The organism is Streptomyces chartreusis NRRL 3882 (assembly GCF_900236475.1).
Classification (GTDB): Bacteria; Actinomycetota; Actinomycetes; order Streptomycetales; family Streptomycetaceae; genus Streptomyces; species Streptomyces chartreusis_D.
This window is the reverse complement of record NZ_LT963352.1, coordinates 4450664-4472051: the sequence shown is the minus strand read 5'-3', so window position 1 is coordinate 4472051 and position 21388 is coordinate 4450664. Positions and strand designations below refer to the sequence as shown.

At 70.9% G+C, this 21388-nt stretch carries 20 protein-coding genes; 10 read left to right on the top strand and 10 right to left on the bottom strand.

Annotation, left to right across the window (positions count from 1 at the left end; all coding sequences use genetic code 11):
* From SCNRRL3882_RS20030 to SCNRRL3882_RS20015, 4 genes are all read left to right on the top strand, one after another.
* The gene (locus SCNRRL3882_RS20030) at nt 1-978 is read left to right on the top strand and encodes an alpha-ketoacid dehydrogenase subunit beta (RefSeq protein ID WP_010032512.1); all 978 of its coding nucleotides are present in this window, start codon (nt 1-3) and stop codon (nt 976-978) included.
* Between the two features lie 10 nt (nt 979-988).
* Entirely contained in the window at nt 989-2419 is a 1431-nt protein-coding gene (locus SCNRRL3882_RS20025; protein ID WP_010032511.1) for a dihydrolipoamide acetyltransferase family protein, read from the top strand.
* Nucleotides 2420-2571: 152 nt separating this feature from the next.
* A complete protein-coding gene (locus tag SCNRRL3882_RS20020) occupies nt 2572-4806 on the top strand; it encodes a glycoside hydrolase domain-containing protein (RefSeq protein ID WP_010032510.1) in 2235 nt (744 codons plus the stop codon).
* Between the two features lie 20 nt (nt 4807-4826).
* Entirely contained in the window at nt 4827-5651 is an 825-nt protein-coding gene (locus SCNRRL3882_RS20015; RefSeq protein ID WP_010032509.1) for a twin-arginine translocation signal domain-containing protein, read from the top strand.
* Between the two features lie 92 nt (nt 5652-5743).
* Here SCNRRL3882_RS20015 and SCNRRL3882_RS20010 read toward each other — a convergent pair whose 3' ends face one another.
* Entirely contained in the window at nt 5744-6643 is a 900-nt protein-coding gene (locus tag SCNRRL3882_RS20010) for a D-alanyl-D-alanine carboxypeptidase family protein (protein ID WP_029180667.1), read from the bottom strand.
* Nucleotides 6644-6851: 208 nt separating this feature from the next.
* Between SCNRRL3882_RS20010 and SCNRRL3882_RS20005 the strand changes: the two genes are divergently transcribed.
* Entirely contained in the window at nt 6852-7502 is a 651-nt protein-coding gene (locus SCNRRL3882_RS20005; protein WP_010032507.1) for a GntR family transcriptional regulator, read from the top strand.
* Nucleotides 7499-8812, top strand: a complete 1314-nt coding sequence (locus SCNRRL3882_RS20000; RefSeq protein WP_010032505.1) for an MFS transporter — start codon at nt 7499-7501, stop codon at nt 8810-8812. Before SCNRRL3882_RS20005 ends, SCNRRL3882_RS20000 begins: the two co-directional genes overlap by 4 nt.
* A 4-nt stretch (nt 8813-8816) precedes the next feature.
* Here the strand turns inward: SCNRRL3882_RS20000 and SCNRRL3882_RS19995 are convergent, their stop codons facing one another.
* Complete coding sequence (locus tag SCNRRL3882_RS19995; protein ID WP_040902353.1) at nt 8817-9557, bottom strand: SAM-dependent methyltransferase; 741 nt, start codon at nt 9555-9557, stop codon at nt 8817-8819.
* A gap of 181 nt (nt 9558-9738) precedes the next feature.
* On the bottom strand, nt 9739-10563 hold the full coding sequence (locus tag SCNRRL3882_RS19990; RefSeq protein ID WP_010032501.1) for a maleylpyruvate isomerase family mycothiol-dependent enzyme: 825 nt from the start codon (nt 10561-10563) through the stop codon (nt 9739-9741).
* Between the two features lie 193 nt (nt 10564-10756).
* Between SCNRRL3882_RS19990 and SCNRRL3882_RS19985 the strand changes: the two genes are divergently transcribed.
* Entirely contained in the window at nt 10757-11554 is a 798-nt protein-coding gene (locus SCNRRL3882_RS19985; RefSeq protein WP_010032497.1) for a carbon-nitrogen family hydrolase, read from the top strand.
* Nucleotides 11555-11605: 51 nt separating this feature from the next.
* Here the strand turns inward: SCNRRL3882_RS19985 and SCNRRL3882_RS19980 are convergent, their stop codons facing one another.
* Both SCNRRL3882_RS19980 and SCNRRL3882_RS19975 read right to left on the bottom strand, forming a co-directional pair.
* Nucleotides 11606-12097: an LURP-one-related/scramblase family protein gene (locus tag SCNRRL3882_RS19980; RefSeq protein ID WP_010032495.1), complete on the bottom strand. Its 492-nt coding sequence runs from the start codon at nt 12095-12097 to the stop codon at nt 11606-11608.
* Nucleotides 12094-13092 (bottom strand): GlxA family transcriptional regulator, encoded by a 999-nt coding sequence (locus SCNRRL3882_RS19975; protein ID WP_010032492.1) that lies wholly within the window; start codon nt 13090-13092, stop codon nt 12094-12096. The genes SCNRRL3882_RS19980 and SCNRRL3882_RS19975 overlap by 4 nt, the downstream gene beginning before the upstream one ends.
* Before the next feature lie 52 nt (nt 13093-13144).
* Here SCNRRL3882_RS19975 and SCNRRL3882_RS19970 point away from each other — a divergent pair, with 52 nt between their 5' ends.
* On the top strand, nt 13145-13570 hold the full coding sequence (locus SCNRRL3882_RS19970) for a cupin domain-containing protein (RefSeq protein ID WP_010032490.1): 426 nt from the start codon (nt 13145-13147) through the stop codon (nt 13568-13570).
* A complete protein-coding gene (locus SCNRRL3882_RS19965) occupies nt 13567-15384 on the top strand; it encodes a thioredoxin-like domain-containing protein (protein WP_010032489.1) in 1818 nt (605 codons plus the stop codon). The genes SCNRRL3882_RS19970 and SCNRRL3882_RS19965 overlap by 4 nt, the downstream gene beginning before the upstream one ends.
* A gap of 12 nt (nt 15385-15396) precedes the next feature.
* Here SCNRRL3882_RS19965 and SCNRRL3882_RS19960 read toward each other — a convergent pair whose 3' ends face one another.
* The 4 genes from SCNRRL3882_RS19960 to SCNRRL3882_RS19945 all read right to left on the bottom strand — a co-directional run bounded on the left by SCNRRL3882_RS19960 (nt 15397) and on the right by SCNRRL3882_RS19945 (nt 19893).
* Nucleotides 15397-15645: a DUF6458 family protein gene (locus tag SCNRRL3882_RS19960; protein ID WP_010032488.1), complete on the bottom strand. Its 249-nt coding sequence runs from the start codon at nt 15643-15645 to the stop codon at nt 15397-15399.
* An 87-nt stretch (nt 15646-15732) separates the two neighbouring features.
* Nucleotides 15733-17031 (bottom strand): M18 family aminopeptidase, encoded by a 1299-nt coding sequence (locus SCNRRL3882_RS19955; RefSeq protein ID WP_010032487.1) that lies wholly within the window; start codon nt 17029-17031, stop codon nt 15733-15735.
* Between the two features lie 76 nt (nt 17032-17107).
* Nucleotides 17108-18934 carry an acyl-CoA dehydrogenase gene (locus SCNRRL3882_RS19950; RefSeq protein ID WP_010032485.1) on the bottom strand — a complete coding sequence of 609 codons (1827 nt, stop codon included), beginning with the start codon at nt 18932-18934 and terminating at the stop codon, nt 17108-17110.
* Between the two features lie 134 nt (nt 18935-19068).
* Entirely contained in the window at nt 19069-19893 is an 825-nt protein-coding gene (locus SCNRRL3882_RS19945; RefSeq protein WP_010032483.1) for an intradiol ring-cleavage dioxygenase, read from the bottom strand.
* 122 nt (nt 19894-20015) lie between these two features.
* Here SCNRRL3882_RS19945 and SCNRRL3882_RS19940 point away from each other — a divergent pair, with 122 nt between their 5' ends.
* On the top strand, nt 20016-20480 hold the full coding sequence (locus SCNRRL3882_RS19940; protein ID WP_020270440.1) for an SseB family protein: 465 nt from the start codon (nt 20016-20018) through the stop codon (nt 20478-20480).
* A 31-nt stretch (nt 20481-20511) separates the two neighbouring features.
* On the opposite strand, the gene SCNRRL3882_RS19935 is transcribed toward SCNRRL3882_RS19940, so the two are convergent.
* On the bottom strand, nt 20512-21246 hold the full coding sequence (locus SCNRRL3882_RS19935; protein WP_010032480.1) for a TetR/AcrR family transcriptional regulator: 735 nt from the start codon (nt 21244-21246) through the stop codon (nt 20512-20514).
* Between the last annotated feature and the right edge of the window lie 142 nt (nt 21247-21388).

Genomic DNA, 21388 nt, shown 5'->3' with positions numbered 1-21388 from the left:
ATGGCCGACAAGATGGCTCTGGCCAAGGCGATCAACGAGTCGCTGCGCCGCGCCCTGGACTCCGACCCCAAGGTCCTGATCATGGGTGAGGACGTCGGCAAGCTCGGCGGTGTCTTCCGGGTGACGGACGGCCTCCAGAAGGACTTCGGCGAGAGCCGCGTCATCGACACCCCGCTGGCCGAGTCGGGCATCGTCGGCACGGCGATCGGCCTGGCCCTGCGCGGCTACCGCCCGGTGGTGGAGATCCAGTTCGACGGCTTCGTCTTCCCGGCCTACGACCAGATCGTCACGCAGCTCGCGAAGATGCACGCCCGCTCGCTGGGCAAGGTCAAGCTCCCGGTCGTCGTCCGCATCCCCTACGGCGGCGGCATCGGCGCCGTGGAGCACCACTCGGAGTCCCCCGAGTCGCTGTTCGCGCACGTGGCGGGCCTGAAGATCGTCAGTCCGTCGAACGCGTCGGACGCCTACTGGATGATGCAGCAGGCCATCCAGAGCGACGACCCGGTGATCTTCTTCGAGCCCAAGCGCCGCTACTGGGACAAGGGCGAGGTCAACACCGAGGCGATCCCGGGCCCGCTGCACAAGGCCCAGGTGGTCCGCGCGGGCACCGACCTGACCCTCGCCGCCTACGGCCCGATGGTGAAGCTCTGCCAGGAGGTCGCCGACGCGGCCGCCGAGGAGGGCAGGAACCTGGAGGTTCTCGACCTGCGCTCGGTCTCCCCGATCGACTTCGACTCGATCCAGGCGTCGGTGGAGAAGACGCGCCGCCTGGTCGTCGTCCACGAGGCACCGGTGTTCTTCGGCTCCGGCGCGGAGATCGCCGCGCGGATCACGGAGCGCTGCTTCTACCACCTGGAGGCCCCGGTGCTCCGGGTGGGCGGCTATCACGCGCCGTACCCGCCGGCCCGCCTGGAGGAGGAGTACCTGCCGAACCTGGACCGGGTGCTGGATGCCGTCGACCGCTCGCTGGCGTACTGAGGAGAGGGTCGTGACGACGATGACGGAAGCGTCCGTACGCGAGTTCAAGATGCCCGACGTGGGCGAGGGGCTCACCGAGGCGGAGATCCTCAAGTGGTTCGTCCAGCCCGGCGACACGGTGACGGACGGCCAGGTGGTGTGCGAGGTCGAGACGGCGAAGGCGGCCGTCGAGCTGCCCATCCCGTACGACGGCGTGGTCCGGGAGCTGCACTTCCCGGAGGGCACCACGGTCGACGTGGGCACGGCGATCATCGCGGTGGACGTGAGCGGAGGGGCCGCCCCCGCCGCCGAGCAGTCCGCCGCAGAGCAGCCCGCGCCCACCGCCGAGCAGCCAGCGGCGCCCCGGCCCGCGGAGGAGCCGAAGGTGGAGGGCTCCGGCCGCCAGCCGGTCCTGGTCGGCTACGGGGTGGCGGCGTCGTCCACCCGCCGTCGCCCGCGCAAGGGCCCGGAGGTCCCGGTCCAGCAGGCCTCGACGGCGATCCAGACGGAGCTGAACGGCCACGGGGCGGCGCCCCCGGCCGCCGCCGCCGTGAAGGCACGCCCCCTGGCCAAGCCCCCGGTCCGCAAGCTGGCCAAGGACCTGGGCGTCGATCTGGCGACGGTCGTCCCGACCGGCCCGGACGGCGTCATCACCCGCGAGGACGTGCACGCGGCGGTGGCCGAGCCGCGGACACCGCAGCCGGAGGCCCCCGCTGCCGCCGTCCCGGCCGCCGCCCCGGCGGTGGTGTCGTACGACACCACCCGTGAGACCCGTGTCCCGATCAAGGGCGTCCGCAAGGCGACGGCGGCGGCGATGGTCGGCTCGGCCTTCACCGCGCCGCACGTCACGGAGTTCGTGACCGTCGACGTGACGCGCACGATGAAGCTGGTCGAGGAGCTGAAGGAGGACAAGGAGTTCGCGGGCCTGCGCGTGAACCCCCTCCTGCTGATCGCCAAGGCGCTGCTCGTCGCGATCAAGCGGAACCCGGACATCAACGCGTCCTGGGACGAGGCCGCCCAGGAGATCGTGGTCAAGCACTATGTGAACCTGGGCATCGCGGCCGCGACCCCGCGCGGCCTGATCGTGCCGAACATCAAGGACGCCCACGCCAAGACGCTGCCGCAGCTGGCCGAGTCGCTGGGCGAGCTGGTGTCGACGGCCAGGGACGGCAAGACCTCCCCGGCGGCCATGCAGGGCGGCACGGTGACGATCACCAACGTCGGCGTCTTCGGCGTCGACACGGGCACGCCGATCCTCAACCCCGGCGAGTCCGCGATCCTCGCGGTCGGTGCGATCAAGCTCCAGCCGTGGGTCCACAAGGGCAAGGTGAAGCCCCGTCAGGTCACCACGCTGGCGCTGTCGTTCGACCACCGCCTGGTCGACGGGGAGCTGGGCTCCAAGGTCCTGGCGGACGTGGCGGCGATCCTGGAGCAGCCGAAGCGCCTGATCACCTGGGCGTGAGCCGGCCGCGGCGGCCCCCTGCCCATCGGGCGGGGGGCCGTCGGCGTCTGCCGGAGGGTTAACCAGCGGTACGCCGAAGAGCACAAGAAGCCCCTCGGACCCGCCCAAGTACCCCACAGTAAGCGGTTTAGCCGGACATACGATCACTCTTCATGCGCGACCCCATGGTGCTCAGGGCCCAGAGATTCGTGAACTCCGTCTACGGCAGCCGCATCGGTACGACCGTGGAGGAAACCGGCGAGACCGACTGGGCGACCCTGTACGCCCTGACCCGTGCCCTCCAGTACGAGCTGGGCATCACGGCACTGTCCGACAACTTCGGCCCCACCACGCTCTCGACGCTGACCGCCAAGTACCCCGAGCTGAACGCGGACACCGTCCCCTCCCCCGACTTCTGCCGCATCATCCAGTCCGGCCTGTACTGCAAGGGCTACGACGGCGGCGACCTGGACGGCACGTACGGCGGGCGGGTCGAGGCGGCCGTCACGAAGCTCAAGACCGACATGGGCGTCGAACAGGCCTTCCCCGGCCCCGATCTGACGCCCAAGGTGTTCAAGGCGCTGCTCACGATGGACTCGTACGTCCTCAACACCTCCGGCACCCGGCAGGTCCGTGAGGTGCAGCGGTGGCTCAACGGGCGTTACCTGAACCGGCAGGACTTCTTCGTCATCGCCTGCGACGGGCGCGTCTCCCGGGACCTGGCCCGGGCGCTGGTCTTCGGCACGCAGTACGACCTCGGCATGGCCGACGGCACCGCGAACGGCAACTTCGGGCCCGGCACCCAGTCGGCCCTGAAGGCGCACCCCGTGCGGCAGGGCGACAAGGGCGTCTACGTCCAGCTGTTCTCCGCCGGGATGGTCGTGAACCGGCGGCCCGTCGCCCTCACCGACACCTTCGACGCCTACCTCGCCGCGGCGGTCCGCTCCTTCCAGACCTTCGTCGCTCTCCCGGCAACGGGCGAGGGCGACTTCTCCACCTTCGCCTCCCTCCTGGCGTCCTACGGCGACCAGTCGCGCCAGGGCAAGGCCTGCGACACCGTCTCCGAGGTCACCCCGGCGCGGGCGGCGACGCTCAAGGCCGCCGGTATCACGTACGTGGGCCGCTACCTCACCAACCCGAGCGCCACCTCCCTGCCGGAGAAGGCCATCCAGCCGGGCGAGTTGCAGGTCATCGCCCAGCACGGCCTGCGCTGCTTCCCGATCTACCAGACGGTCGACAACGACGCCTCGGACTTCGACTACGTCGCCGGGCGGACGGCTGGATACGCGGCGGTCAACGCCGCCCTCGACCACGGCTTCAAGAGGGGGACCCGGATCTTCTTCGCCGTCGACTTCGACGCGATCGACGCCGAGATCACCGCGAGCGTCCTGCCCCACTTCAAGGGCATCAAGGAGGCGATGGCGGACTCCGGCCACCCGTACGAGATCGGGGTCTACGGCTCCCGCAACGTCTGCGCGCAGGTCGGCGCGGCGGGCTACTCGACGGCGAGCTTCGTGGCCGACATGTCCCCGGGCTTCGACGGCAACGCCGGGCGCCCGCTGCCGAAGGACTGGGCCTACGACCAGTTCGTCATCCGCACCCTCGGCTCGGGCGACGGACAGCTGGAGGTCGACGTCGACATCGCCTCGGGCCGCGACACCGGGCAGGGCTCGTTCAACCGGCCGCGGCCCGCCGTCCCGGACGTCGCCCTCGACGAACGCCAGGTGCCGGCGCTGCGGGCCGACCTCGCGCGCTACATGCGGTCGATCGGACGCCCGGACCTGGGCGGCGTCGGCAGTGACGCGAGGCTCTACACCAACGCCCAGGCGGTCGAGGCGATCCAGGACCAGGACGGGCTGATCACCGAGCTGTCCAACACGTACCAGATGCGCAAGGCGCTGATCCAGACGGCCGTCTACTGGGCGATGCGCGACTACAGCCTCGCCGACCAGGCCACGGACCAGCAGGTGGCCGACCACCACCTGACGGGCTCCGGGCAGGTCAGGGACTCGCACACCGGCATCGGGCAGATCAGCGGCTCCGACGCCATCCAGGCCTGGAACCACTGCATCGGCTGGGGCTACACCACCGGCGACCACCGCGACCCGGCCAAGGACGCCGACCTGTGGTCCGTGTGGCAGCAGCTGAGCAAGGACAACGCGTTCAGCGTGCGCACGGCGGCCCTGGTCCACCTGTGGGGCGTCCGCGGCAGGCCGGGCGGTCAGCTGCCGCCCGGCGACCGGGTCACCACCCCGAGGTCCATGCGCCTGGACCTCGCCGAGTTCGAGATCACCGAGCTGCTGCGCCGCTACCGGGCCTGGGACCCCGACGTGGAGGCGCAGACCCACCAGAGCCTGGCCGTCTACCAGATCTTCGAGAAGTACAACAGCATCGCCCGCAACGCGTGAATCGCTGGAATGAGAGCCCGTTGAACCTCAACCTCCCCCACATTCCCCGTCTCACCCGCAGACGGTCCGGACCGGCCGCCGCGCATCGCCGCGGTCTGTCCCGCCGCGCCCTGCTCGGCCGTGTCGCCGCCGTCGGCGGTGCCGTGGGCGTCGCCGCCCTGCCCGTCTCGCACTTCCTGTCACAGGCGTACGCCGACGCGCGCAACCCCATTCCGGGCCGCGTACGGGACGCCCTGCGCAGCGCGCAGGACCGGACCCAGCGCGTGCTGGCCGGTTCGCGCTCCCGCAACGGCTGGGAGATGGAGAACGTCGCGGACGACGGCGGCACCGTCTACACCCGCCCCGTGCCCGGCACCCCGCTCAAGGGCATCGCCGTCCGCATGGGCGACGTCGAGACCGTCCTCGTCCACCTGGTGCGCCGGTTCCACTACGAGGTCGACACCCTGCGCCGGGGCGACGTCGTCGGCTGGCACGACCCGTCAAACGTCGGCAAGGGCCGGCCGGAGTCCAACCTTGCGTCCGGCACGGCGGTGCGGATCCGGCCGGGCTTCTACCCGCGCGGTGCCCGGGGCGGCTTCTTCCCACAGCAGGAGGTCGTGATCCGCGACATCCTCGCCGAACTCGACGGAGTCGTCCGCTGGGGCGGCGACGACCCCACGCCCGACGAGTCCCTGTTCTCCATCGACGTACGGCCCGGAGACAAGCGGCTGGCCCAGGTCGCGGCGCGGGTCCGGGGCTGGCAGCTGGAGCCGGGAGCCGGTGCGGGCGCACCGGTGAACGTGCTGGCCGGTGGCCGGCGCAAGGCGGCCCGGGCGCTGGAGCGCCGTCAGCGCACCGCTGCGTGACGAGCGAAGGCGAGCGAAGGCGAGCGAAGGGGGGCTCACCGCCGACGGCGGTGAGCCCCCCTTTCGTGGTGCCCGTCCTGCTTCTCCCGCTGCTACTTCGCGAAGCCGTAGTTCAGCAGCTTCGTCGCGTCCGACTTCCGCGTGGTCGCGTTGGTCGAGGCGAGGACCGTGCCGATGACCGTCTTGCCGTTCCGGGTGGCGGCGAAGACCAGGCAGTACTTGGCCTCCGGGCCGGAACCGGTCTTCACGCCGATCGCGCCGGTGTAGCTCGCGAGCAGCGGGTTGGTGTTCTCCCACGGCGCCATCGTCCGCGTGCCGCCGGACTTGGTGGTCGTCTTCGCCGTGTACTTCTTCGTCTTGACGACCGTGCGGAACGTGGAGTTCTTCATGGCGCTGCTGGCGATCTTCGTCAGGTCGCGCGGCGTGGAGTAGTTGCTGCCCTTGCCGATGCCGTCGAACGAGTCGAAGTGGGTGTTCTTCAGACCCAGGTCCTTGGCGGTGGTGTTCATCTTGCCGATGAACGACTTCACGCGCGCCGCCCGCGTCGAGCCCGAGCCGAACTTGTCGGCGAGCGCGTACGCCGCGTCGCAGCCGGACGGCAGCATCAGCCCGTACAGCAGCTGGCGGACGGTGACCTTGTCGCCGACGATCAGCTTGGCGTTCGACGCCCAGTTGTTGTCGACGATGTAGTCGCTGTACGCCTTCTGGATCGTGACCTTGCTGTCCAGGTTGAGGTTCGGCTGCTTCAGCACCACCAGGGCGGTCATGATCTTGGTGGTCGAGCCGGTGGAGCGGCGCGTGTCGGCAGCCTTGGTGTAGAGCGACTTGCCGGTCGCGTTGTTCATCACGTAGCCGCCCTTGGCGGCGATCGTGGGCGCCGTGGCGGCCTGCGCCGGCGCAACGGTGAGGGCTCCGGTCGCGAGCATGGCGCCGGTGGTGACGGCGACGGCCGCGGCTCTGCGGAGACGGGTGCCCTTAATGCCGGTTATCAAGTGAAGTACCCCGATTGCGTTGAATGCCCCAGGCGTGCGGCCGAATTGAGGACGAGGGGAAAGGGGCCGCACGTGTCTGACTCGTAACTAGCACATGAGGTTGTGCCGTTGCCGAGGGGGACCCGCCCTTTGCCACAGATGTGTGACATTCACGTCCGCATACTGGACGGATGCATCCATGGGTACCTGTTGTATCTATGCTGTCGGCATGACCCTGGCCGTGAAGCAACCGCCCGCCGCCGACCGCGTCTACACCCACGTCAAACAGGGTGTCCTGGAGCGCCGTTACGAGGGCGGGACCCTGCTCACCGAGGGCGAGCTCGCCGAGGCCGTGGGGGTCTCGCGCACGCCGGTGCGCGAGGCGCTGCTCCGGCTGGAGGCCGAGGGGCTGATCCGGCTCTACCCGAAGAAGGGCGCCCTCGTCCTGCCGGTCTCCGCCCAGGAGATCGCCGACGTCGTCGAGACGCGGCTGCTCGTCGAGGAGCACGCGGCGCGCAAGGCGGTGCCCGCGCCCGCCGGGCTCATCGAGCGCCTGGAGGAGCTGCTGGCCCGGCAGAAGAAGCAGGCCGCCGCCGGAGACCTCGCCGGAGCCGCCGTCACCGACCGCTGCTTCCACGCCGAGATCGTCCGCAGCGGCGGCAACGAGATCCTCTCCCGGCTCTACGACCAGCTGCGCGACCGCCAGTTGCGGATGGGCGTCGCCGTCATGCACTCCCACCCCGACCGGATCGCCAAGACCCTCGCCGAGCACGAGGAGATCCTCGACGCGCTGCGCGCCGGGGACGCCGAGGCGGCCGTCGGGCTGGTCCACCGGCACGTCAGCTGGTTCTCGCACCTGGCCCGGGGGGAGGTCCGATGAGCTCCACCACGCTGCCGAACGATCCTCCCCCAGAGGGGGCGCCCCCAGGCGGCCGGCGGGCCCTGGCCGTCTGGGGCATCGGCGTCTCGGTCTACTTCGTCGCGGTCATCTTCCGCACGTCCCTGGGCGTGGCCGGGCTCGACGCGGCCGACCGCTTCCACGTCAACGCCTCCGCGCTCTCCACGTTCTCCATCCTGCAGCTGCTGGTCTACGCGGGCATGCAGATACCCGTCGGCCTGCTCGTCGACCGGCTCGGCACCAAGAAGGTCCTGGCCCTCGGGGCGGTGCTGTTCACGGCCGGGCAGCTGGGCTTCGCGTTCTCCCCCTCGTACGGCATGGCGCTCGCCTCCCGGGCGCTGCTCGGCTGCGGTGACGCGCTGACGTTCATCAGCGTGCTGCGGCTGGGCAGCCGGTGGTTCCCGGCCCGGCGCGGGCCGCTCGTCGCCCAGTTCGCGGGGTTGGTGGGCATGGCGGGCAACCTCGTCTCCACGCTCGTCCTCGCCCGGCTGCTGCACGGCATCGGCTGGACGCCGGCCTTCGCGGGCAGCGCGGTCGCCGGGGCCGTGGTGTTCGTCCTGGTGCTGCTGTTCCTGAAGGACCACCCGGAGGGCCACGAGCCGGAGCCGCTCCCGCACCAGGGCGCGGCCTACGTACGGCGGCAGATCGCCGCCGCCTGGCGGGAGCCGGGGACGCGGCTCGGACTCTGGGTGCACTTCACGACCCAGTTCCCGGCGATGGTGTTCCTGCTGCTGTGGGGCCTGCCGTTCCTCGTCGAGGCACAGGGACTGTCCCGGGCCACGGCCGGCGAGCTCCTCACCCTGGTCGTGCTGTCGAACATGGTCGTCGGCCTGGTCTACGGGCAGATCGTCGCCCGGCACCACGGGGCACGGCTGCCGCTCGCGCTCGGCACGGTCGGGACGACGGCGGCCCTGTGGGCGGCGACGCTGGCCTACCCCGGCCCGCACGCCCCGATGTGGCTGCTGATCGTGCTGTGCTCGGTGCTCGGGGCATGCGGGCCCGCGTCGATGATCGGCTTCGACTTCGCCCGTCCGGCGAATCCGCCCGAGCGGCAGGGCACGGCCTCCGGCATCACCAACATGGGCGGCTTCGTGGCCTCCATGACCACGCTGTTCGCGGTCGGGGTGCTGCTGGACGCCACCGGCGACGACTACACCGTGGCCTTCTCGGTGGTGTTCGTCCTCCAGACGCTCGGGGTCACGCAGATCCTGCGGCTGCGGAAGCAGGCGGCCCGGCGCGAGCGGGAACGGCTGGTGGCGAGCCGGGTGGAGACGGTGCACGTGCCCGCGTAGGCGGTCACCGGGCCACCGGTACGAGGGTGAGGTACGCGAGCCCGAGGACGCCGCGGTAGGTGAGCCAGGCGGTTCGGTGGCGGTCGGCGCGCTCCCGGGTCTCGGCGGCCAGCGGGTGGCCGGGGTGCTGGGCGAGCCACACCTCGGTGTCCGCCAGGTACGCCGACTCGAACTCCTCCCACTCGTCGAGGCTCGCGGTCTGTGTCCATTCCGGTCTGAACCCGGCCTCGATGGCCAGGCCGACGAGGGTGGCGAGGTCGGGGTGGTCGGTGACGGCGGCGTCCGGCCACATGCGGGACAGTTCGGCGGGAGTCGGGGTGCGCTGCCAGAACCCTTCGCCGAGCAGGACGCGGCCGTGGTCGGAGACGAGGCCGCGTAGTTCTTCGAGGGCCGCGGGGAGTTCGCCGCTGAGGGCTTGGCTCGCGCCCACGCACAGGACGAGGTCGGCGGGGCCGTGCGAGGTGCCGGTGGCGGATTCCTCGAGGAAGCGGGCCCGGGGTGCCAGTCCGCGTTCCTCGGCGGCTCTCTGCCCTCGGGCCAGGTCCTCGGCGTTGATGTCGATGCCGGTGCCCGTTGCCTCCGGCAGGGCCGTCAGGAGGCGCAGCATGAGTTCGCCCCAGCCGCAGCCGATGTCCAGGACGGTTGCGGGGGCGTTGCGGGCGAGGCGCGCCACGAGCTGATCTGCCCGGGCCTCGGACAACGGGCCGTGGAAGGTGAGGCGGGTGTGGCGGGGTGGGGTTGTCATGCTCGGGGACGCTACGGCGGGGAGCGGGGCAGCGGCATGGGGTTTTCCGGTACTGCACGTCGGTGCCGGGGCCGGGTGGGTGCGCAGCCCGGCGGAGCGGGGTGCCGCTGCGCCCACCCGTGCCGCCCCGAGCGGCACGACTGCCCGCAGCTGAGCGGGATCGGCGGCCGCGGCTGAGCAGCTACTGCGTCACTGTGAAGTTGCTCAGGATCGCCGCCGTCAGGTCCGGGTCGCCTTCCGACTTCACCCTGTCGGTCACCGACTCGGGCGTCACGCGGCCGCAGGCCAGGCGGACGTACGTCTCCCAGTCGAGGGTGAGGGTGGCGGCCGGGCCGAGGGCGGGGGCCGTTTCGAGGGTGCCGCGGCCCTGGATGTCGACGCGGATCGTGCGCAGGAACTCGACGGGGCCGTGGACGTCGAAGACGACGGCCGAGCTGCGTGGTGCCTGCGCGTCCTCGGCGACCACGCGCGGGAGTTCGCCGAGCAGCACGTCACGGGCGACGTGCGCGCCGGGGGAGTCGAGGTTGCCGGGCCGGCCGAGGGCCGTGCGCAGGTCCTGCTCGTGCACCCACACGTCGAAGGCGTGCCGGCGCATGGACTCCTCGAGGGTGAGTTCCGTGCCGAGCGGGCCGCGCACCTTCGTGCCCGGGTCGCGCGACTCGTTGCGCAGCTGCCGGTTGCGGCGGATGATCACGTACTCCAGCTCGGAGGTCATCTCCGGCGCCGTGTGGTGACGGCGGACGTCGACCTGCATCTCCATGTAGCGCTGGTGGTCGTTCGTCACGTGGAAGAGGTCGCGCGGCAGCGTGTGGATGGGCCGCGGGTCGCCGAGCATCTCGCAGTCCAGGCCGATGACATGGGAGACCACGTCCCGCACCGACCACCCGGGGCACGGCGTCCGCCGGTTCCACTCGGCCTCCGCGAGCGGCTGGAGCAGCTCGGATATCGCTTCGATGGAGTGGGTCCAGGCGTCGGCGTAGGGCTGGAGGGTGGGATGCAGACTCACGGAACGGGACCCCTCGGCGGTCGGTGCACGGGCAGGTGGTGGCGGCGTTGCCAGTGGGAGGTGGCGGCTGTCGGCGGGTGTCTTGGCAGCTAAGTTACGCTGCTGTGAGGCACCCGGGCAGTGCTTTCGTGTGACGATCGTAGGCCCGTGGGGAAGCCCTTGTGGACGGGTCGAATGCCAGGACGGTGGTAGTGTGCGCGCCTCTGTGATCCAGATCGCCGTAGACGAGGGCGAATCGGTCGAATCGCGCCGCCGACGGGTGGCCTCGATGGTCCGGGACCAGGCCGGGGCCGATCTCGTCGTCCTGCCGGAGCTGTGGACCACGGGTGCCTTCGCCTATCAGGACTTCGGGCAGGAGGCCGAGCCGCTCGAAGGGCCGACCCACGAGGCGATGGCGAAGGCCGCGAGCGACGCGGGGGTGTGGCTGCACGCGGGCTCCATCCCGGAGCGTGACCCGGAGGGTCCCCTGTACAACACCTCCCTCGTCTTCTCCCCCTCCGGCGACCTCGCCGCCGCCTACCGCAAGATCCACCGCTTCGGCTTCGACAAGGGCGAGGCCGTGCTGATGGGCGCGGGGGCCGAGCTGGTGACGGTCCGTCTGCCGTCGACCACCCTGGGCCTCGGCACCTGTTACGACCTCCGTTTCCCCGAACTCTTCCGCGGTCTCGTCGACGCCGGTGCCGAGACGCTCGTGGTCCCGGCGGGCTGGCCGGAGCGCCGCCGGTCGCACTGGACGCTGCTGGCCCAGGCGCGGGCGGTGGAGAACCAGTCGTTCGTCGTCGCGTGTGGAACGGCCGGGACGCACGCCGGAGTTCCCCAGGCCGGTCACTCGATCGTGGTCGACCCGTGGGGCGAGGTGCTGGCCGAGGCGGGCGCCGGCGAGGAGGTCCTGACGGTGGAGTTCGACCCGGGGAAGGTCGCGGCGACGCGGGAGCAGTTCCCGGCGCTGAAGGACCGGGTGCTGGGACTCCAGCCACCTCGCAGGCCCTGAGGACGGCCACTCAGGGCATCAGCGCCCACACAGGCCCACAGGGACGCGCCCTCACTCCTCCCGCTCCTTCTCCGCCAGGTGGATCACACACACCGCCACCGCGATCAGCAGCGCCGGATCCGCGTCCTCGCGGACGACGTCCACGCCGTAGGTGTCCCGCACGGTCAGCCACCGCCGGGAGATCACCGCCAGCAGTTCCCCGTCGTACTCGACGGCGAACTCGCGATCGAGGATCTTGCCGCTGACGTCCAGTTCGTTGCCGTCGGCCAGGGACACCCGGTAGTGGTTGCGCAGCAGGGACAGCCGTTTCCGGCGGATCGTCGCCAGCGGTTCGCCGCCCCGCTGGAGCACCATCGTGTCGCGCAGGGCGAGCATCTTCTGGTGGATGTCGACGAGGACGCGCCCCTGGGTGTCCTTCAGCTCCCAGGTGTCCCGCAGCCGCAGGGCCTTGCCGTCGACGAGGAACACCTTGGTGCCGCGGGCGTCCTCGATCCAGTAGTCGTCGCCGAATCCGAGGAGCCGGTCGTACACGAGGAATCTCATGAGACCAGGGCTTCCCCGCCGCCCGCTCCGAAACGCCGTCGATAGGCCGACGGGCTGAGTCCGGTCGCCCGCCGCAGCCGTGCCCGCAGGTTGGCGGCCGTACCGAGCCCGCTGCGGGCCGCCACCACGTCCAGCCGTTCCTCGCCCCGCTCGATCAGCCGGCAGGCCAGCGCCACGCGCTCCCCGGTCAGCCACGCGAGCGGCGTCGTCCCGAGCTGCGCGCGGAAGCGCCGGTGGAGCGTGGCCGGGCTGACCCGCGCGCGTGCGGCCAGGTCCGCCACCGTCAGCGGCTCGCCCAGCCGCTCCTGTGCCCAAGCCAGCAGGGGTGCCAGGGACTCGTCCCGCACGTCCGGCACCGGTCGTTCCACGAACTGCCGCTGACCGCCGTCCCGGTGCGCGGCGAACACCAGCCGCCGGGAGACGTGGTTGGCGATCTCCGCTCCGTGGTCGCGGCGCCAGACGTACAGCCCGAGATCGAGCGCGGCCGCGCTGCCGGCGGCGGTGAGGATGTCACCCTCGTCCACGAACAGCACGTCCGGTTCCAGCAGCACCTTCGGGTGCAGTCGGCGGAAGGAGTCCGCCCAGCGCCAGTGGGTCGCCGCCCGCCGACCGTCCAGCAGTCCGGCTTCCGCGAGCGCGAACGTGCCGGTGCACAAGCTCATGACCCGGGCGCCACGCGCGTGTGCGTGCCGGATGGCGTCGAGCACGGCAGGGGCGCGCGGTACGACGTTGTCCGGCCGGCCGGGCACGACCAGCGTGTCCGCCCGGTCCACGGCGTCCAGGCCCGAGGCGCCCGTGAGCGTGAAGAACCCGTGGTTCATCCGGATCTCCGGCGCGGGCGCGCACAGCGTCACCTCGTACAACGGCCGCGGCAGCCCCAGCTCGGGCCGGGGCAGCCCGAACAGCTCGGTGGCCACCCCTACCTCGAAGGGGTTGGTGCCCTCGTCGACGATCACGGCGACCTGGTGCGGGCGGTGCGAGGATCCTTGCGGCATGTGCGATTTCTAGCACTCGTGCGAGAGGCACGGCACCCCGGAAGATCCCCTCATGACCCAGGAACCCGTCTCCCTCGCCCACGCCCTGGACTCCTTCTCCGAGCTGTGGAGCCCGCGCATCGTCACCGCCGTCAACGACTACGACGTCCGCGTCGCGAAGGTCGAGGGCGAGCACGTCTGGCACGTCCACGAGCACACCGACGAGTTCTTCCTCGTCCTCGACGGCGAGCTGCACATCGGCCTGCGCGAGCCGGCCGGAGAGCACACGGTCGTGCTCCCCAGGGGCAGCGTCTTCACCGTCCCGCGCGGCACCGAGCACAAGCCGTACGCTCCGGTGCCGACCGCGATCCTCCTGTTCGAACCCACCGGCACCCTCACGGTCGGCGACCGCCACGACGACGTGCCCGAGCACGTGGACGCCACGACCGGCCACGCGCTGGAGGGGCTGTCAGTGCCGGATGACACCCTGGACGCATGAATGACTCCGCACCCCGACGTGCCCGTGTCCGCGCCCCCGAGCTGACCGGCAAGGGCGGCTGGCTGAACACGGGCGGGCAGCAGTACACCCTCGCCGACCTGCGAGGACGCATCGTCATCCTCGATTTCTGGACGTTCTGCTGCATCAACTGCCTGCATGTCCTGGACGAGCTGCGCGAGCTGGAGGAGAGGCACCGGGACACGGTCGTGGTCATCGGGGTGCACTCGCCGAAGTTCGTGCACGAGGCCGAGCACAGCGCGGTGGTGGACGCCGTCGAGCGGTACGGCGTGGAGCACCCGGTGCTCGACGACCCGGAGCTGGCCACGTGGAAGCAGTACGCCGTGCGGGCCTGGCCGACGCTCGTCGTGATCGACCCCGAGGGGTACGTCGTCGCGCAGCACGCCGGTGAGGGGCATGCGCACGCCATCGAGCGTCTGGTGACGGAGCTGGAGGCCGAGCACGAGGCCAAGGGGACGCTGCGGCGAGGGGACGGGCCGTATGTGGCGCCGGAACCGGAGCCGACGGTGCTGCGGTTCCCGGGGAAGGCGCTGCTGCTGCCGTCCGGGACCTTCCTGGTGAGCGACACCACCCGGCACCAGCTGGTGGAACTCGCCGAGGACGGCGAGAGCGTCGTACGGCGGATCGGGTCCGGCACGCGCGGGTTCGCCGACGGACCGACCGGCACGGCCGCCTTCAACGAGCCGCAGGGGCTCGCCCTGCTCGACGAGGGGTCGGTGGTCGTCGCCGACACCGTCAACCACGCGCTGCGGCGGCTGGACCTCACCACCGGCGAGGTCACCACCCTCGCCGGCACGGGCCGGCAGTGGTGGCAGGGCTCACCCACCTCGGGCCCGGCCCGCGAGGTCGACCTCTCCTCCCCCTGGGACGTCGCCCTCTGGCAGGGCAAGGTCTGGATCGCCATGGCCGGCGTCCACCAGCTGTGGGCGTACGACCCGGCCGAGGGCACGGTCGCGGTCGCGGCCGGGACGACGAACGAGGGGCTGGTGGACGGCCCGGGGGCCGAGGCCTGGTTCGCGCAGCCCTCGGGCCTCGCCGCCACCCCCGACCGCCTCTGGCTCGCCGACTCCGAGACGTCCGCCCTGCGCTGGGTGACCCCCGACGGCTCCGTCCACACCGCCGTCGGCACCGGCCTGTTCGACTTCGGCCACCGCGACGGCAGCGCCGGACAGGCCCTGCTCCAGCACCCGCTGGGCGTCACCGCGCTCCCGGACGGGTCCGTCGCCGTCGCCGACACCTACAACCACGCTTTGCGACGCTACGACCCCGCGACCGGTGAGGTCACCACCCTGGCCACGGACCTGCGCGAGCCCAGCGACGCGGTGCTCGTCGGCGACGACATCGTGGTCGTGGAGTCGGCCCGGCACCGGCTGACCCGGCTGCGGCTGCCGGAAGAGGCGGTGAAGGTGCCGGAGGTCGCCCACCGCACGCAGCGCGAGGCCACCGAAGTCACCCCTGGCCGGCTCCGGTTGGACGTCATCTTCCAGGCCCCCGCGGGCCAGAAGCTCGACACCCGGTACGGCCCCTCCACGCGCCTGCTGGTCTCCTCCACCCCGCCGGAGCTGCTGCGCAGCGGCGAGGGCGCGGGAACCGACCTGTCCCGCGCCCTCGAACTCGACCCCTCCGTGCCGGAGGGCGTGCTGCACGTCTCCGCGATGGCCGCCTCCTGCGACGACGATCCGTCGAACGAGTATCCGGCTTGTCACGTCCACCAGCAGGACTGGGGCGTCCCCGTCCGCCTCACGGAGGCGGGGACGGACCGGCTTCCCCTGGTGCTGGCCGGGATGGACGCCTGATCCTCCGGGGCGTCAGACCCCGTACCCGTCGCTGTAGCCGTCGCGTGTGTGGTGTCGTCCGTCGTCCACGACCGGCGTCGTGGGTGGCACCACCACGCGCCGCCGCCTGGCGATGCTGCTGAACGTCGTGACGCCGATCAGTCCGACGATCATCAGGATGATGCCGACCAGGTCGAGGTTGACCCCCTGCATGTCCCAGTCGGTCGCGAACGTGAGGATGGCTCCCACGGCGATGAGGATGATGCATCCGCCGAGGCCCATGTTGTGTCGCCTCCCTGTACGGTCCGGTCGTTCCGGTCCGCACACCGGGTACCCCCGAGGGGAACACCCATGCGGTGACGGCCCGTTCTACCGCTCCAGGAACGCGGTCAGCGCGTTCGCCAGGAGGAACGGGTCGTCGGCGCCGCACAGTTCGCGTGCGCTGTGCATCGACAGGATGGCCACGCCGATGTCGACGGTCCTGATGCCGTGCCGGGCGGCGGTGATCGGGCCGATCGTGGTGCCGCAGGGCATGGAGTTGTTGGAGACGAAGGACTGGAAGGGCACGTCGGCCGCCTCACAGGCCGCCGTGAACTCCGCGCGGCCCGAACCGTCCGTGGCGTAGCGGTTGTTGACGTTGACCTTGAGGATCGGGCCGCCGTTGACGCGCGGGTGGTGCGTCGGGTCGTGCCGCTCCGCGTAGTTGGGGTGGACGGCGTGCCCGGTGTCGGAGGACAGGCAGACCGTACCGGCGAAGGCGCGGGCCCGGTCCTCGTAGGAGCCGCCGCGCGCGAACACCGAGCGCTCCAGCACGTTGCCGAGCAGCGGCCCGTCCGCGCCCGTGTCCGACTGGGAGCCGTTCTCCTCGTGGTCGAAGGCGGCCAGCACCGGGATGGACGTCGGCTTGGACGCACCGGAGGCCACGGCGGCGAGGGCCGCCGTGCCGGCGTGCACCGACAGCAGGTTGTCCATGCGCGGGCCGGCCAGCAGTTCGCGGTCACGGCCCAGGTAGGCGGGCGGCTCGACGGAGTGCGTCATCAGGTCCCAGCCGGTGACCTCGCCCGCCGGGATGCCGGCCGTCTCCTCCAGGAAGGCGATCAGATCGCCGTCGCGGACGTCGTGGCCCAGGCCCCAGACCGGCTGCATGTGCCGCTGCTTGTCGAGCTTGAGGCCGTCGGCCGTCACCGAGCGGTCCAGGTGGATGGCGAGCTGCGGGACCCGCAGCAGCGGCCGGTCGACATTGACCAGGCGCGTCGAGCCGTCGCGCAGGGTCAGCCGGCCCGCGAGGCCCAGGTCCCGGTCCAGCCAGGAGTTGAGCAGCGGTCCGCCGTAGATCTCCACGGCCACCTGGCGCCAGCCGTGCGCCCCGCTGTCGGGGAGCGGCTTGACGCGCAGGTTGGGGGAGTCGGTGTGGGCGCCGACGATCCGGAACGGCGTGTGGGGTGCGGCGTCCTCCGGCACGTACCAGGCGACGATCGCGCCACCGCGCAGCACGTACTTGCCGCCGCGCGTCCCGTCCCAGGCGTCCGTCTCGGCGACCTGCCTGAAGCCGGCCTTCTCCAGCCGCTCGGCAGCTGTGGCCACGGCGTGGTACGGCGACGGGCTCGCCGCCAGGAAGGTCATGAGGTCGTCGGTGTGGCCGCGGTCGAAGCGGGCTGGTTGGGTCATGGCTTCACCTTAACGACGGACGAGGGCCTGTTCCCCACGGTAGGGAACAGGCCCTCGAACAGAGGACGTGAGAGATCTAGAACGCGGCCTCGTCCAGCTCCATCAGGTCCAGCTCGACGCCCTCGGCCACCTTGCGGGCCAGGGTGACGCCCGGCAGGACGTTGGCGGCGAAGAACTTCGCGGCGGCGATCTTGCCGGTGTAGAAGGCCTTGTCCTTGGCGGTGGCCGTCTCCAGCTTGTCGGCGGCGACCGCGGCGCCCTTGAGCAGCAGGTAGCCGACGACGACGTCACCGGAGGCCATCAGCAGGCGGGTGGTGTTGAGCCCGACCTTGTAGATGTTCTTGACGTCCTGCTCGGTGGCGGCGAGGTCGGTGAGCATCAGGCCGACGATGGCCTCCAGCTCGACCGCGGCCTTGGCGAGGTGCTCGCGGGCCCCGGCCAGCTCCTCGCCGCCCGTGCCGAGGGCGAGGAACTTCTTGATGTCCTCGGCGAGGGAGTTCAGCGCGGCGCCCTGGTTGCGGACGATCTTCCGGAAGAAGAAGTCCTGGCCCTGGATCGCCGTGGTGCCCTCGTAGAGGGTGTCGATCTTGGAGTCCCGGATGTACTGCTCGATCGGGTACTCCTGGAGGAAGCCGGAGCCGCCGAAGGTCTGCAGCGACTGGGCGAGCTGCTCGTAGCCCTTCTCGGAGCCGTAGCCCTTGACGATCGGCAGGAGCAGGTCGTTCAGCGCGTGCTCGGTGGAGGCGTCCTCGCCGGCGGCCTCCTTGATCTGGATGGCGTCCTGGATCGAGGCGGTGTACATCACCAGGGCGCGCATGCCCTCCGCGTACGCCTTCTGCGTCATGAGCGAGCGGCGCACGTCCGGGTGGTGCGTGATGGTGACCTTGGGCGCGGTCTTGTCCATGAAGTTCGCCAGGTCGGGGCCCTGGACGCGCTCCTTGGCGTACTCCAGCGCGTTCAGGTAGCCCGTCGACAGCGTGGAGATCGCCTTCGTGCCGACCATCATGCGGGCGAACTCGATGATGCGGAACATCTGGCGGATGCCGTCGTGCTTGTCGCCGATCAGCCAGCCCTTGGCGGGGTGCTGGTCACCGAAGGTCATCTCGCAGGTGTTGGAGGCCTTCAGGCCCATCTTGTGCTCGACGTTGGTGGCGTAGACGCCGTTGCGCTCGCCCAGCTCGCCGGTCTCGAAGTCGAAGAGGTACTTCGGGACGAGGAAGAGGGACAGGCCCTTGGTGCCGGGGCCGGCGCCCTCGGGGCGGGCCAGCACGTAGTGGAGGATGTTCTCCGACATGTCGTGCTCACCGGAGGTGATGAAGCGCTTCACGCCCTCGATGTGCCAGGAGCCGTCCTCCTGCTGCACGGCCTTGGTGCGGCCGGCGCCCACGTCGGAGCCCGCGTCGGGCTCGGTGAGCACCATCGTGGAGCCCCACTGCTTCTCCGTGGCGATCTTGGCTATGTGCTTCTGGACCTCGTTGCCCTCCTCGAAGAGGATGCCGGCGAAGGCCGGGCCCGAGGAGTACATCCACACGGCCGGGTTGGCGCCCAGGATGAGCTCGGCGTACGCCCAGATCAGGGAGCGGGGCGCGGTGGTGCCGCCGATCTCCTCGGGCAGGCCGAGGCGCCAGTACTCGGAGTCCATGAAGGCCTGGTAGCTCTTCTTGAAGGAGGCCGGGACCGGCGCGGTGTTGGTCTCCGGGTCGAAGACCGGCGGGTTGCGGTCGGCGTCGGCGAAGGACTCGGCCAGCTCGTTCTCCGAGAGGCGGGTCAGCTCCTCCAGGATGCTCTTCGCGGTGTCGACGTCCATCTCCTCGAACGGGCCGGTGCCGTACACCTTGTCGCGCCCGAGTACTTCGAAGAGGTTGAACTCGATGTCGCGGAGATTCGACTTGTAGTGCCCCATGGCGACGGCTCCCGGCTCCCTAGAGAGATCGGCGAGGCACTGGATCCTCGCGCTAGTTCACGTACCAACAAGTAGCTACGATGATGCTACCCGCCAGTAATAAGATGCAACCCCGTCCGGTCATCTGTGACAGGTCACACCGGAACGGTCAAGGCCGCGGTGTAGCCGTCCCCCGTGCTGCCCGTCATCGTCGCCAGCTGCCGGTCGTGGCCGTCGCTGAAGATGCCGTCGCTCTCCAGGGAGAGGCCGCTCAGGTTCCGTACGCTCTCGCCGTAGCCGTCCGTGGCGTACACCGTGTCGCAGACGTCCTTCGGGAAGGCGAGCTGCGAGGTGTTCGTGATCGACGTGGCCGCGGTGGCGTCGGCCAGGCTGCCGTAGACCTCGAAGTGGACGTGCGGCCAGCGGCCCGGGTAGCAGCCGGGGAAGATGCTCGTGAACGTGACCTGGCCCTTCTCGTCCGTCTCCTGGACTCCGCGCAGGTAGTTCTCCTCGGTGACGCCCTCGGAGTACAGGGAGTAGGCGCCGTCCCGGTCGCAGTGCCAGAGGTAGACGGCGGCGCCCTGCTTCGGGGTGCCGCACCCCGAGGCCGCGTCCACCACCGTCAGCATGATCGTCAGGGGGACGCCCTCGGCGGTGCCGTCCGCGGAGTCGCCGAAGCTCCGCGTGATGTCGCTGCGGACGACTCCGCTCTCCTTCAGTACGTTCACCCCGTTCGAGCCGTCACCGGGGAAGGGCCCGGCCGTCTCCTCGGGGATCTCCGCGCACCCGGCGGACGAGGAGGAAGAGGGGGAAGAGGGGGAGGAGGAAGCCGTGGTCCGGTCCTCCGCCGTGCAGCCCACCAGCGGGACCAGGCTCGCGCCCGCCATCAGCCGGATCATCCGGCGGCGGGCGAGGACGGGCAGGTCGTGGGAGAGGCCCCTGTCGTGCTCGTGCGGGCCTTCGTCATGGCGTCCGTTCATGGACCGACGCTACGAGCGGCGGGCGCGGCGATCCACAGAGCCGGCGCTGTCAAGTCGCTGTCGGTCTGCCGGGCCTGCCGTACCGGCCCGATCGCCCGGCCGCTCTCGGTACTCTTGCGCTCATGTACGGCTACGACCAGACAGCGGGCCCGCAAGGGCAGTACGCCCCTCCGCAGCAGCCGATGTCCGGCGGGTACGGACAGCAGCCGCCGCTGTACCCCGAGCCGTCCCCGCCCTCCCTGACGGACGCGGTGCGCGCGTTCACGACCGGGCAGATGACCGCCGAGGACTTCCAGCAGGTCTTCGCGACGTCCAAGGTCTACTGCCCGCGCGGTGACAACCCCGGCTTCCTCGCCCTGCACAACACCCAGCAGCCGGTGATCCCGATGTTCAGCACGCTCAAGGAGCTGCGCCGGTACGCGGGCAAGGAGTCCAAGTACTTCGTGATCACCGGCGCCGAGGTCCTGGACCTGCTGCCGACCGGCTACGGCTTCGTGCTGGACATGGAGGGCGAGCACCGCATGGTGTTCGACGCGAAGGCCGTCGAGCAGATGGTCGAGTTCGCGATGCGCCGGATGTACGGCTAGACGCCATTGCCGTGCGGACGGCGGCTGACCCCTACTTCGGCAGGCGCAGCGCCAGGCCGTCCAGGACGACCTCCAGGCCGTAGGCGAACTTGTCGTCGCGCAGCTTCGCGGGGTCGGCGGCCTGCGCACTGGTCTCGGGTCCGGCGGCCGCGAGGTGGTCGTAGCCGGCCGAGACCTGCTGGGCCGTGGGCAGCAGGCGCGCGACGAACTCCGACTCCGTCTCGCCCGAGCGGGCGACCGTGGTGAGCCAGGCGGCCTCCGTGGTGGACATGCCGATGACGTACGAGAAGACGGCGTCGATCGCCCGGCTCGGCTCGGGGAATCCCGCGGCCGTGAAGAGGGCCGCCAGTCGTTCCGAGAAACTCATGTAGTTCGGCCCCAGGTAGGCGAGCCCCGCCTGCCCCAGGACCAGGGTCAGCCAGGGATGCCGTAGCGCCGTCGTGCGGAAGGATCCGGCCGCCTCGGTGACGGCCGCGCGCCAGTCGGGGCCGCCGGCCGCCGGGACGTGGATCTCGGCGGCGACCTCGTCCACCGCGAGCTCCATGAGCTCGTCCTTCGTGGCGACGTGCCGGTACAGCGAGGTCGCGCCGGCGTTCAGACGGGCGCCCAGCTTGCGCATGCTGAGCGCCTCGATGCCGTTCGCGTCGAGCATCGCGATCGCCTCGCGGACGATCGCCTCGCGGCTGAGCGCGGGCTGGTCAGCGCGGCGCTGCTCACGGGCCCAGACGGACGGGATCGGGGCCGCCTTCTTCGTGGTCCTGGTCATCGGTGTCCTCCCTGGTGGCCGTGCAGCCGCCTTCATGCGAACAGTGTGCGCAACCAGCGTACAGAACTTCATGGTTGCGCACACTGTTCGGCCATGCGTACAGTGTGCGCATCGAAGGAACGGTGTACGCGGGAGGGAACTG